This is a genomic window from Bacillus sp. FSL E2-8868, from assembly GCF_038005505.1.
Taxonomy (GTDB): domain Bacteria; phylum Bacillota; class Bacilli; order Bacillales; family Bacillaceae_G; genus Bacillus_A; species Bacillus_A mycoides.
This window is the reverse complement of sequence record NZ_JBBOTI010000002.1, coordinates 1,903,767-1,916,944: the sequence shown is the minus strand read 5'-3', so window position 1 is coordinate 1,916,944 and position 13,178 is coordinate 1,903,767. Positions and strand designations below refer to the sequence as shown.

Annotated in this window: 12 protein-coding genes; 7 read left to right on the top strand and 5 right to left on the bottom strand. The window is 35.0% G+C overall.

Going from position 1 to position 13,178, the window contains the following annotated elements; translation table 11 throughout:
- Positions 1-6: 6 nt before the first annotated feature.
- Both NSS74_RS20780 and NSS74_RS20775 read left to right on the top strand, forming a co-directional pair.
- A complete protein-coding gene (locus NSS74_RS20780; RefSeq protein ID WP_000733136.1) occupies positions 7-135 on the top strand; it encodes an NprX family peptide pheromone in 129 nt (42 codons plus the stop codon).
- 167 nt (positions 136-302) lie between these two features.
- Positions 303-2,003 carry a M4 family metallopeptidase gene (locus NSS74_RS20775; protein WP_002140339.1) on the top strand — a complete coding sequence of 567 codons (1,701 nt, stop codon included), beginning with the start codon at positions 303-305 and terminating at the stop codon, positions 2,001-2,003.
- 77 nt (positions 2,004-2,080) lie between these two features.
- Here NSS74_RS20775 and NSS74_RS20770 read toward each other — a convergent pair whose 3' ends face one another.
- On the bottom strand, positions 2,081-2,629 hold the full coding sequence (locus NSS74_RS20770; protein ID WP_002029716.1) for a TVP38/TMEM64 family protein: 549 nt from the start codon (positions 2,627-2,629) through the stop codon (positions 2,081-2,083).
- Between the two features lie 399 nt (positions 2,630-3,028).
- On the opposite strand from NSS74_RS20770, the gene NSS74_RS20765 reads away from it, so the two are divergent.
- A complete protein-coding gene (locus NSS74_RS20765) occupies positions 3,029-3,547 on the top strand; it encodes an RNase A-like domain-containing lipoprotein (RefSeq protein ID WP_002125157.1) in 519 nt (172 codons plus the stop codon).
- 14 nt (positions 3,548-3,561) lie between these two features.
- Positions 3,562-3,834: a hypothetical protein gene (locus tag NSS74_RS20760; RefSeq protein ID WP_002091014.1), complete on the top strand. Its 273-nt coding sequence runs from the start codon at positions 3,562-3,564 to the stop codon at positions 3,832-3,834.
- 54 nt (positions 3,835-3,888) lie between these two features.
- On the opposite strand, the gene NSS74_RS20755 is transcribed toward NSS74_RS20760, so the two are convergent.
- The 3 genes from NSS74_RS20755 to NSS74_RS20745 all read right to left on the bottom strand — a co-directional run bounded on the left by NSS74_RS20755 (position 3,889) and on the right by NSS74_RS20745 (position 7,912).
- Positions 3,889-5,151 carry a VanW family protein gene (locus NSS74_RS20755; protein ID WP_002010475.1) on the bottom strand — a complete coding sequence of 421 codons (1,263 nt, stop codon included), beginning with the start codon at positions 5,149-5,151 and terminating at the stop codon, positions 3,889-3,891.
- Between the two features lie 234 nt (positions 5,152-5,385).
- Complete coding sequence (locus tag NSS74_RS20750) at positions 5,386-6,402, bottom strand: LCP family glycopolymer transferase (RefSeq protein ID WP_002029713.1); 1,017 nt, start codon at positions 6,400-6,402, stop codon at positions 5,386-5,388.
- A 331-nt stretch (positions 6,403-6,733) separates the two neighbouring features.
- Positions 6,734-7,912, bottom strand: a complete 1,179-nt coding sequence (locus NSS74_RS20745; protein ID WP_000668860.1) for a NupC/NupG family nucleoside CNT transporter — start codon at positions 7,910-7,912, stop codon at positions 6,734-6,736.
- 91 nt (positions 7,913-8,003) lie between these two features.
- Here NSS74_RS20745 and gloA2 point away from each other — a divergent pair, with 91 nt between their 5' ends.
- The 3 genes from gloA2 to aspA all read left to right on the top strand — a co-directional run bounded on the left by gloA2 (position 8,004) and on the right by aspA (position 11,411).
- Positions 8,004-8,390, top strand: a complete 387-nt coding sequence (gene gloA2, locus NSS74_RS20740; RefSeq protein WP_001017670.1) for an SMU1112c/YaeR family gloxylase I-like metalloprotein — start codon at positions 8,004-8,006, stop codon at positions 8,388-8,390.
- A gap of 107 nt (positions 8,391-8,497) precedes the next feature.
- Positions 8,498-9,796, top strand: a complete 1,299-nt coding sequence (locus tag NSS74_RS20735) for a hemolysin family protein (RefSeq protein ID WP_340814192.1) — start codon at positions 8,498-8,500, stop codon at positions 9,794-9,796.
- 181 nt (positions 9,797-9,977) lie between these two features.
- Entirely contained in the window at positions 9,978-11,411 is a 1,434-nt protein-coding gene (gene aspA / locus NSS74_RS20730) for an aspartate ammonia-lyase (protein ID WP_002029742.1), read from the top strand.
- A 38-nt stretch (positions 11,412-11,449) separates the two neighbouring features.
- Here aspA and NSS74_RS20725 read toward each other — a convergent pair whose 3' ends face one another.
- Positions 11,450-13,069 carry a lactate permease LctP family transporter gene (locus NSS74_RS20725; protein ID WP_002188268.1) on the bottom strand — a complete coding sequence of 540 codons (1,620 nt, stop codon included), beginning with the start codon at positions 13,067-13,069 and terminating at the stop codon, positions 11,450-11,452.
- Positions 13,070-13,178 lie beyond the last annotated feature (109 nt).

The window sequence follows — 13,178 nt, the reverse complement described above, 5'->3', positions numbered from 1 at the left end:
GATAGTATGAAAAAGTTAATTGCAGGAACATTTGTGGTTATGGCAATTGCAGCTGTAGTATTGGATATTCAGTATGCTTGGAAGCCGGATACTCTAGGGCAAGAAGCTAAAACAGTTGAACAAATTAATTTATAAAAAAAACCCTTTCCCAACGGAAAGGGTTTTTTTTCAATATTTGTTCCTCAAAATTCTACAACACTTGAGAAAGAAATTAATTGAATTTTTAGTATATTAATAGTGGAAACATAATGCTAATATGAAATTACTCTTTTTCAAAAATTTTTTATTAGGGGGAAGGTTATATGAAAAGGAAGAGTTTAGCATTAGTTTTAGCGACAGGAATGGCAGTTACAACATTTGGAGGGACAGGCTCTGCGTTTGCGGATTCTAAAAATGTACTCTCTACTAAGAAGTACAATGAGACGGTACAGTCACCTGAGTTTATTTCTGGTGATCTAACTGGAGCGACTGGTAAGAAAGCGGAATCTGTGGTGTTTGATTACTTAAACGCAGCAAAAGGTGATTATAAGCTAGGGGAAAAGAGTGCGCAAGATTCTTTCAAAGTGAAACAAGTGAAGAAAGATGCAGTAACTGATTCAACGGTAGTGCGTATGCAACAAGTTTACGAGGGAGTGCCTGTATGGGGTTCTACTCAAGTAGCTCACGTAAGTAAAGATGGTTCTTTAAAAGTATTGTCTGGAACAGTTGCGCCTGATTTAGACAAGAAGGAAAAGTTAAAAAACAAAAATAAGATTGAAGGCGCAAAAGCAATTGAAATTGCGCAACAAGATTTAGGAGTAACACCTAAATATGAAGTGGATCCAAAAGCGGACTTATATGTATATCAAAATGGTGAAGAAACAACATATGCATACGTTGTGAATTTAAACTTCTTAGAGCCAAATCCAGGAAACTATTACTATTTCATTGAAGCGGAAAGCGGTAAAGTGTTAAATAAATATAATAAACTTGATCATGTAACGAATGATGATAAGTCATCAGTTAAGCAAGATGCTCCTAAACAGGAAGCGAAAGCGGTTGTAAAGCCTGTAACAGGGACGAATAAAGTTGGAACTGGTAAAGGTGTATTAGGAGATACAAAATCGCTTAATACAACGTTATCTGGATCGTCTTACTACTTACAGGATAATACGCGCGGAGCAACGATTTTCACATATGATGCGAAAAATCGTTCGACGTTACCAGGAACATTATGGGCAGATGCAGATAATGTTTTCAATGCAGCGTATGATGCAGCGGCAGTAGATGCTCATTACTATGCAGGTAAAACATATGATTACTATAAAGCTACATTTAACAGAAACTCTATTAATGATGCAGGAGCACCATTAAAATCAACAGTTCATTACGGAAGTAAGTATAATAATGCATTCTGGAACGGCTCACAAATGGTATACGGAGATGGTGATGGTGTAACATTCACTTCATTATCTGGTGGCATTGATGTAATTGGCCATGAATTAACACATGCTGTTACGGAAAATAGCTCGGATTTAATTTATCAAAATGAATCAGGAGCGTTAAATGAAGCAATTTCTGATATTTTTGGTACTTTAGTAGAATTCTATGATAACCGTAACCCAGATTGGGAGATTGGTGAAGATATTTATACACCTGGACAAGCAGGAGATGCACTTCGTTCTATGAGTGATCCTGCGAAGTATGGTGATCCAGATCATTATTCTAAGCGTTACACTGGTTCAAGTGATAACGGTGGCGTTCATACAAACAGTGGTATTATTAACAAACAAGCTTATTTATTAGCAAATGGTGGTACGCATTCTGGTGTAACTGTAACTGGTATCGGTAAAGATAAATTAGGTGCGATTTACTACCGTGCAAATACACAGTATTTCACGCAATCTACTACATTTAGTCAAGCACGTGCTGGTGCAGTACAAGCTGCAGCTGATTTATATGGTGCGAGTTCTGCTGAAGTAACAGCAGTTAAGCAATCATTTAGTGCTGTTGGTGTAAACTAAGATATTTCTATTCGTAAGATATATATATATTAATAGAATATACTTCAAAAAATAAAGAAGGAGCATAGGCTCCTTCTTTATTTTTTTCTCCATTTTTTCCACAAATAAAATAATCCAACACAACCTGCGATTGTAATAATCCATTTCGCTTCATTTGTTCCGTTAATGACATGATATGCAGAATATACTTCAATCAATAAAGCCGGTATTTTCCCTATTGTGCTGGCAATACTGAAAGAGAGTAATGACATTTTGCCTAGAGCTGCAAATAAAGTAACGATACTTGATGGGATGAAAGGTATGAATCGAAACGATAGAACGAGTAGAAAGGCCTCTCTACCTTCTACATAAAGTAGGCGTTCTACCTTTGGATACTTATTTACTTTGTTGTGAGTGAATTTCTGAAGGCCTATACGATAAATATAAAACGAGATAATAGCCCCTAAGGCCTCACCTGCGATCGAAATAATGGTTCCGTTTGTTACACCAAAGAGCTGTATGTTAATAGCGGTCAAAAAAATACTAGGGATAAAACCTAAAAGACTGATGATGATGTTAATTAAGATACTAAGTGGAATTGCGATTGAATAATAGTCTGTTAAGAAGTTTTGAATTGTTTCAGCCATTGTTTAAAATCCTTTATCTTTTTTTGCATTACACCATATTTCTATTGTGTAGGCAAGTGCAAATTTACATAATGTAGGAAACTGTTGATAGAAAGGGAACTTTATACCTTATATAGGTATTGGGTATATGAAAATAGGGGTATATTTAGTTTGTTTAAAAAACACTCCATAAATCCTGTATTTAAAGGGTTTGTGGAGTGTTCCGATTGGTGTTTTCATCTGGGAAATAATTATAAAAACATGGGGGTATATTTTAAAAAGGGCGAAAAACAGTGATTTGATGAAAGGGGGGTGGAAAATATAGCAAAATGAATGAGGATTTTAAAACTGTATACATTTTTTCTTTGTGAAATTGACTTTTAGTGGAGTTACGATAATAATCATGGAAGAGGTGATACGATGAAACGATTAAGTAGTCTTTTCTTGAGTAGTTTATTGGCACTAATGCTGATTTTGAGTGGATGTGCAGGAAAAGAACAAAAAACAGAAAAACCAAAAGAGGATCATTCTACATCAGTAGAAAAAATTAGTGATAATATTTTAGATGAAATGGAAGGGCCACCTAAAAATGGTCATACGATTGAAAGGCATGTAGGCAAATCAGAAGAGGATTTGAAGAATCGTTTGAAGACAGATAAAGTTTCAGCGGCAAGTACATACTACGATAAGGAAACAGCGACAAAGGCTGTGAAAGATAGTTTAAAACAACATGATAAAGAAATTCAGGATTGGTTGAAAAACTCTAAAGAGGCTCGTCTTGTATTGAATACAACTCATTCATTCCCAGTTGGAAAAACAGTAATAAAGAAAAATATGAATGTAAAAGACAAACTAGTAAAGACTGTTACTGTTTTAGCGAGAGATAAATCAGGAAATCTAGGATTTAAGATTATTACTTCTTATCCATCAGATAAATAAAGGGGGGAGTATATATGTATCCAACATTACAATACTTTCTTAAATCGTACTGTACGTTAAGTATTCATGAGGATGAAATAGTAAGCGTGATGGAAGAGTTTATAGAGCAAGAGGACGAAGAGATTGTTTTGAAATTACGCGATGAATTAGTAAATATGAAGAAAAAGAACGCGTGGGAAGAAGCGTGCGTATTAGCTGCGAAGCAAGGCAATCGTGTGTGGTCTTTAGAAGAAACGAAAGATCATCTGGAAATTTTTTTACTATTATTGCAAAAGAAAAAGGCGTGAGTGGATCACGCCTTTTTGTATACGCTTTTTGAAATTTGTCCGTTTGATATTATCTCATTGTTTTGGGGCACTTTTATATACGCTTTTTGAAATTTGTCCATTTGAGAGTACTTCACCGTTTTGTGTTACTTTTTTATACGTAACCGCTGTTATTTTATCACCAGTATTACTAATTACTTGAGAAGAAACTTCAACATTTTTACCAGTATTTGTACCGAAAATACGTGTAGTAATACTACCGCCATTTGAAAATGCTTGAATGTAAATATGCTTACCTGTATTGTTTTTAAATTTTAAATCCGGACCATAATCTGCCACTGCTGCATCCTGCCCAAGTGGTAAATAATTTACGGGCATAGAATGATTGCTTCGAGAAACAATTCCTAAATCTGCCCTTAAAGCTGCGCTGTATAAAGTACTACTTACTTGGCAAACGCCTCCGCCTGCACTTTGTATAACTTTACCTTGTGAATATACTGCTGCGGATTTATAACCATGTGCAGCATCAGTTACGCCAACACGGCCATTAAAACTAAACGTTTCATCAGGTGCTACAATAACTCCACTTAACGTATTAGCTGACTTATTTACGTTATAGGACTGATTTCCATTACGGCCAGCCATTGGGGTAGAATATTCAGCAATCACTTCTTTAATCCCCATTTGTTGTATATCTTCTGTAGAACGTTCAGGTTTTATTAGTGTAACTGGTAATACAACATCGGGTGTGCCAGAAGTAATAGCTGCGCTTGTTAAATCGGTTAATTTTCCTTTATCAATTTTTTCTCCATTTTGACTTTGGCTAATATTTACTGTAGAGCCTTCAACACTTAATTCGGCGTTGACAGGATTTTTTAATGTTTCATTATATTTATCCTTTATAAAGGTTTCATAAGTTGTTGTATTTAATTGTGGTGTTAATTTATAGTCACGTTTTACTTCACCGTTTTCAGCTTGCTTACGCATGTTGTAACGATTCATTACGTTCCCTTCTTGTTCTTTAAAGATATTGTCGACAATATCCTTCTCTTTATAATCTACTCCTAAATCTTTCCACGTGTAATTTTGCTTATCATTTTGGAATACGTAGTTAAGAGATTTTTGATTTAATTCATTCATCTTTTGATTAACAAGGGCTTGAATATCTGCTTTATTTTTTCCATCAAGAGAAATACCTTCAAATGTAGTGTTTGGTAGTGCAGTTGTATTTAGTTGATTATTTAATTTGGATACATATTGATATCCACCAATACCACCAACACAAAGTAATATGCCACCAGCAATAGCGGAACCAATCAGTATTTTGCTTAGCTTCATTTATTTCCCCCCAGAAAAATTTTTATAAATATATGTATTACATTTTTTGTATAAAAATGATGAAAATAACATTATGTACGTCCTAGTATACTATTATTTTCACTACGTGTGTAATGTTTTCATAAAAAACGTTACACTGCTGTAATAATTGTCTCTTTTTGTCACAATATGCATGAGAAATATGTTGAAAATTATAATAAAAAGGCTGCTTAGAAAAATCTAGCAGCCTTTTTATTATAATTTTTTATGCTCATTTTTATTCGTAACACCAAGATGTTCTTGAAGTGTTGTCGATATATCATTAACACTCTTTTCGTTTGGAACGTAATAATAAATACCACCTATATATTTATCAGTACCTTCCACTTGCAATTTATCCATTTTTAAATTTGAATCCATTGAATTTTTTGCAATAGTCATCATATCATCAAAAGTTAAATTTGTTTTTAAGTCTGTATCGACAGCATCTAATAGGCTTCCGATTTTATTAATGGAATTGAGAGATAGGGCTTTTTCAGCAATAGCCTCTAAAACAAGTTGTTGTCGTTGACCACGCATATAATCACTATCAATATGACGCGTTCTAGCTAGTGCAAGTGCTTCTTCTCCATTTAAATGTTGACGCCCTTTTTTTAGGTGAATTGCATCTGCTTCGTCGCTACTATTTTGTTCTGTGAACTCAACTGGAACGTCGACAGTTATACCACCTAGAGAATCAACAATCTTGATAAAGGATTTGAAATTAAATTTTACATAGTAATCAACTGGTACATCTAAAAATTTTTCTACTGTATCAATTGTGCTGTCTACACCACCAAATACATGTGCATGTGTAATTTTATCATATTTATCACGTGATTTAATGAAGACGCGTGAATCACGTGGAATGCTGACTAGTTTAACAGATTTATCATTTTTATTAATTGTTGCAAGTAGTAATGCATCTGTACGAGTCGCTTTTCCGTAACCTTTTTCCCTGATATCACTTTCATCAACACCCATGATCAGGACAGAAATATTATCAGTCATAGGTTTAACAGCTTTTTCACGTTTGCTGGATTTATCTCCTCGGCCGAGTTCAGAATAAGCGTTACTTAAGACGGATTTTGCTTTACTGTATATATGGAAGGAATAGCCTCCTGCTCCCATTGCTACAATAAGTAAGGGAATAAGAATGAACCAAAGTAGGCGCTTTTTCTTTGAGCGTCCTTTTTTGGCTCGAGTTTCGTTGTTAATGTCGGATTTCATCATTTTTTCTCCTTTAAAACAATCAAAGTGTATACATCTAGAAGCGTATTAAAACACATAAAAAATATTTTACGCTAAATAAAAGGTATTGTACATGTATAAAAAATAGATGTATTGATTATTTATCCCGCATTAACGGGCAGTAAAACTCCCACCTCAAAGTCCAGCGAATGCAAGGAAGTTAGGTGGGAGATAACTGCCCGTAACTGCCCGATTGGTTCAACTAATAATCAGTGGGGGATAGCCCCCTCTGATTAAAGTTTCACTTTATAAGACATCTATTCGTTATTGTATACAAAAGACAGGGATAAGAAAATGATAAAATTTTACCTAATTAAAGCATAATACTTACAATAATCGCAGATAAAATACTAACAAGAGTAGCGCCGTATAGTAATTTTAGGCCGAAGCGGGCAACAACATTTCCTTGTTCTTCGTTTAACCCTTTTACCGCACCGGAAATAATTCCAATGGAAGAAAAGTTGGCAAAAGAAACGAGGAAGACAGAAATAATACCAACTGTACGGATAGAGAGAGTGCTGGAAATTTTACTAAGATCCATCATTGCTACAAATTCATTTGTTACAAGCTTTGTTGCCATAATGCTACCCGCTGTGACAATTTCAGAACTTGGTACGCCGATAAGAAATGCAATAGGGGCGAATACATAGCCTATTAATTGTTGGAAAGTAATGCCGAATATAATGAGGAATAGGTCATTAATGCAACTCATTAATGCGACGAATCCAATGAGCATAGCACCGACGACAATTGCTACACGAAAACCATCAAGAATGTATTCTCCAAGCATTTCAAAGAAACTTTGTTTTTCCCCTTTTATTACCAAAATGTCTTCATCATCGTTAACGTCGTAAGGGTTAATAATGAGTACGATAATAAAACCACTAAATAAATTGAGAACGAGTGCGGTTACTACATATTTTGGTTCAATCATTGTCATATAGGCACCGACAATGGACATAGACACTGTTGACATAGCAGAGGCGCAAAGTGTATATAGTCGATGTTTTGGAATTTGGGCTAATTGTTTTTTTACCGTAATAAAAACTTCTGATTGGCCGACAATAGCGGAAGCGATGGCGTTGTAAGATTCTAATTTCCCAAGACCGTTTATTTTACTAAGAAAGAAACCAATCCAACGAATAAAGAATGGTAGTATTTTGAAATGTTGTAATATACCAATTAAGACGGAGATAAAGACAATCGGTAATAATACGTTAAGGAAAAATGGCATTTCCCCTTTATTTGCAAGACCGCCAAATACAAAATTTATACCACTGGCAGCATACTCAAGTAGCCTCGTAAACAGGCTAGAAATTACCGTAATAAGTATGAGACCAATTTCTGTATTTAATAATAAATAGGTTAAAATTAATTGTATAATAAGCATGATAAAAATTGGTTTAAATTTAATATGTTTCTTATTGTTGCTAGCAATATAAGCAAGGAAGAAAACAACGATAAGTCCCACGAAAAAAGTAATAAATTTCATAGTAAGCCCCCTAAAAGAGATATTCTGCTATATATGTTTTTCATTTCAAGGGAGAATATGCATCTTTGGTAAAGAAAGGAATAGAGAGAGCATGAATATATGTAGAGTGCACCACGTTGCAATTATTTGTTCGAATTATGAACTGTCAAAGGATTTTTATACTCGGATATTAGGTTTTAAAGCGATAAATGAAGTATATAGAAAAGAACGAGATTCTTATAAGTTAGATTTATGTGTAGGGGAAGAGTATCAAATTGAATTATTTTCATTTCCTAGTCCACCTGAGCGCCCAAGTTTTCCAGAAGCAGCTGGACTTAGACATTTAGCATTTGCTGTTACAAATATAGAAGAAGCTGTAAACCATTTAAAACAATGCGGTGTGGAGACTGAAGCGATACGTATGGATGAAATTACGGATAAAAAATTTGTCTTTTTCCAAGATCCTGATGGCTTGCCTTTAGAATTGTATGAGGCTTGAAATTGGTGAATTTTATATAGGGTTGCTTTCAAATAAATGAAGAAACTAAAGTGAAACTTCTTTTTTAAAGGAGGTGTAACTTTAGCTAAGAAAGCTAAAGGACATATGTGGATATTTTAAAATTACTGATGGTAGCCATTCTTATTGCGTTAACAGCATTTTTTGTGGCTGTTGAGTTTGCAATTATTAAGGTGCGTAGCAGTCGTATTGATCAACTCGTTAGTGAAAAACGCCGAGGAGCATTGGCAGCTAAAAAAGTAACTTCGAATTTAGATGAGTATTTATCAGCATGTCAGTTAGGTATTACAATTACTGCTTTAGGGCTTGGGTGGTTAGGAGAGCCCACTATAAAACATATACTTGAGCCGTTGTTTTTAAAACTACACCTATCTCCTGCAATTGCAAGTACAGTTTCATTGATTATTGCCTTTGCAGTTATTACGTTTTTACATGTTGTCATTGGTGAACTTGCTCCGAAGACGCTCGCTATACAAAGGGCAGAGCAAGTTAGCTTATTATTATCGAATCCAATTATTTACTTTTACCGAGTAATGTATCCGTTTATTTGGGCTTTAAATGGTTCTGCAAGGCTTGTAACAGGGGTATTCGGATTACATCCGGCTTCTGAACATGAAGTAGCTCATTCGGAGGAAGAATTACGATTAATCTTATCTGAGAGTTATGAGAGTGGAGAGATTAATCAAAGGGAATTTAAATATGTAAATAATATTTTTGAATTCGATAATAGAGTCGCAAAGGAAATTATGGTACCTCGTACGGAAGTTGTAGGTTTATATGAGGACGAACCATTTGAAACACATATTAAAATAATCGCACAAGAAAAGTACACGAGATATCCCGTATTTGGTGAAGATAAAGATGAAATTATTGGGATGGTTAATGTAAAGGATTTATTTATTCGTTATATGGATGGTAATCGAGACGAGGGGTGCTCGATTACGCCATATACAAGACCAGTTATTGAAGTGTTAGAAAATATCCCTATTCATGATTTGCTATTACAAATGCAAAGAAAACGAATTCCATTAGCCGTATTATATGATGAATATGGTGGTACAGCGGGGATCGTTACACTAGAAGATATTTTAGAAGAAATTGTTGGAGAAATCCGAGATGAATACGATGAAGATGAACACCCGCCTATAGAGCATATAAGTGAAGGGTATAAAATCGTAGAGGGAAAAGTGCTTATTAGTGAAGTAAATGATTTATTTGGCATACACTTAATCGCTGATGATGTAGATACAATTGGTGGCTGGATTATGGTACAAAAGCAAATCGTTGCTGAAGGAGATATTATTGAAAAACACGGCTTTTCTTTTAAAGTTCTTGAAAAGGATATGCATCAAATTAAGCGAGTTGAAATAAAGAAAGTAGAAGAATGAATGGATTTTCTATTATATAAACTTTAATAAAAAGTATATATAGAAAAATAAATGTTTGCGCTTTCAAAAAAGGTGCTATATAGTGAAAGTGGATACTGAAGAATTCATTTAATGATACTCGTATTTTATAGGGCGAATTCTTTAGATAAGGATTTAGAATGAAAAGTATAGGTGATGAAAAATGATAGCAACGAAGGATATACGTATAGAAAAAGATTTTTTAGGTGAAAAGGAAGTACCGAGTGTAGCTTATTATGGTGTACAAACATTACGTGCCGTAGAAAACTTTCCTATTACAGGATACCGCATTCATCCGTCACTCATTACGGCAATGGCAATTGTAAAAAAAGCGGCAGCGCTTGCGAATATAGATACAGGTTACTTAGCTAAAGATATCGGACAAGAAATTGCAGAAGCGGCACAAGAGATTGTTGATGGAAAGTTCCATGATCAATTTATCGTAGACCCGATTCAAGGTGGAGCAGGTACTTCAATTAATATGAATACTAATGAAGTAATTGCAAATAGAGCCTTGGAACGTATGGGATACGAAAAAGGTGAATATGCGAAAATTAGCCCAAACACTCATGTGAACATGGCCCAATCAACAAATGATGCGTTCCCAACTGGGATTCATATAGCAACTCTTATGATGCTGGAAGAACTTCTTGTTACAATGGAAGAACTTCACTCTGCTTTTCATGATAAAGCAAAAGAGTTTGATCACGTTATTAAAATGGGGCGTACGCATTTGCAAGATGCAGTTCCAATTCGCCTTGGGCAAGAATTTGAAGCATATAGCAGAGTGCTAGAGCGTGATATAAAAAGAATTAAACAGTCTCGTCAACATTTATACGAAGTTAATATGGGTGCGACAGCTGTCGGTACGGGATTAAATGCAAACCCTACTTATATAGAACAAGTTGTGAAGCATTTACGAACTTTTAGTGGTTTCCCTCTTGTTGGTGCAGAGCACTTAGTTGATGCGACGCAAAACACAGATGCATATACAGAAGTATCTGCAGCACTAAAAGTATGTATGATGAATATGTCTAAAATTGCAAATGACCTTCGTATTATGGCGTCTGGTCCACGTGTTGGGTTGGCGGAAATTCAATTACCAGCTCGTCAACCAGGTTCATCTATTATGCCGGGGAAAGTAAATCCAGTTATGGCAGAAGTAATTAACCAAGTTGCTTTCCAAGTAATTGGAAATGACCATACAATTTGCTTAGCGTCAGAAGCTGGACAATTAGAGTTAAATGTAATGGAGCCGGTATTAGTATTTAATTTAATTCAATCCATCAGTATTATGAATAACGGTTTCCGTGTATTCCGTGAATACTGTATAAAGGGAATTACAGCGAATGAAGAGTTGCTTAAGCAATATGTTGAAAAAAGTGTTGGAGTTATTACAGCAGTGAATCCTCATATTGGTTATGAAGCAGCTTCTCGCATTGCACGTGAAGCAATTGCGACAGGAAAATCTGTTAGGGAGCTATGTTTAGAACATGGTGTACTTACAGCAGAAGAGCTTGATATTATTTTGGATCCATACGAAATGACGCATCCTGAAATTGCTGGTGCTTCTTTATTAAAGACTAAAAAAATGTAATGTAAAAAGCACCGATCCATTTGGATCGGTGCTTTTTTTTAGAAGATATTAAATACAGAGTTAAGTTGAAGTAAGCTAATAATAGCTAAGAAGATTAAACTATATTTCATTACTATTTTAAATAGAGCAGATTCTTGACCAACTAGTCCAACTGCTGCACAAGCAACTGCTACAGATTGTGGTGAAACCATTTTTGCGATTGTACCACCAACTACGTTTAATGAAACGAGAGTAGATGGTACGATGTTTAACTGATCGGCAGTTACTGCTTGAAGTGGTGCGAATAATGAACCACTTGATACGACTGAACCTGTAATGAATACGCCAATCCATCCTAAGATTGGAGAAAGAACTGGGAATGCATTTCCTGTAGAAGAGAATGCAAGTCCAAGTGTAGATGACATACCAGAGTAGTTTTCTACGTAAGCTAAAGCGATAACGCTACAAATTGTATATACTGGAACTTTTAGTTCTTTTATTGTTTCGATCATTAATTCTTTAATCATTTTGCCGTTTACACGGTAGACGATAAGTGAAACGATGATTGCTAATACAATCGCAGTAGTTGTAGAAGAGAATACATCTAGTTTGAAAATCGCTGCGAAAGGTGTATCAGCCTTTGTAATTGGTGCAGTTTTCATAACCGCATTATGAAGACCAGGGAATTGAATGTTAAATACTAAGTTTGCCAATGGACCATCCGGAGCAAATAAAGCTTTAATTGGTTTTAAATTAAAGATTGTTACAAATGCAGTTAAGAATACGAATGGGGACCAAGCATATAAAATTTGATTGAATGTATGAGATTCTTTTTCTTCTTGTTTTTCTTCTTTAGCAGAAGATTTTGGTTGCCAAACACGTAAGAATAATGTAAGAGCGACCATACTTACGACTGCTGCGAAAATATTAGTAAGTTCAGCGCCTAAGAAGTAAGTCACAAGGAACTGAGTAATTGCGAAAGAAACACCACTTACAAGAATACCTTGCCAAGTTTCTTTAATGCCTTTAAATCCATCTACCATTGAAACAAGTAAGAACGGTAAAACAATGCTAATGAATGGCAAAATGTAAACAGCTTGACGACCGACAGTTAATGCATCTATCCCAGTTAATTGTGCAGGTACTGTAACTGGAATACCCATAGCACCCATAGCACCACCAGCGATATTAGCTACTAAGCAAATACCTGCTGCTTTTAATGGATTAAAGCCCATACCTACAAGTAATGCAGCTGTAATAGCAACTGGAACACCGAAACCAGCTGCGCCTTCTAAGAAAGCACCGAAAGAATAAGCGATTAATAATACTTGTAAACGTTGATCATTTGTAATACTTGAAATGCTATCACGAATGACATTGAATTGTTCTGTTTTAACAGTTAATTTGTAAAGGAAGATAGCTGCGATAACGATAGTACAAATTGGATAAAATCCAGATAAAACACCGAATCCGGCAGATGCTACAGCTACAGTTGCGGGCATTTTATAAACAAATATAGCAAGAATAATAGCGACGATCACACTATAAAGCCCAGCCATGTAACCTTTCATTTTGAATCCCACTAAACAAATAATGAAGCAAAAAATTGGGAGTGCTGCGATTAGTGCAGATAACCAAATATTGTTTAATGGGTCATAAATTTGTGTCCAAGTACTCATAATAATGACAACTCCTATCTATTATATGTGAAGAAATTCACATTATTTGTGAAACTATTCACAATCAACTTACATGCTTAGTATATTCTCCTTCAACACTATTGTCAAC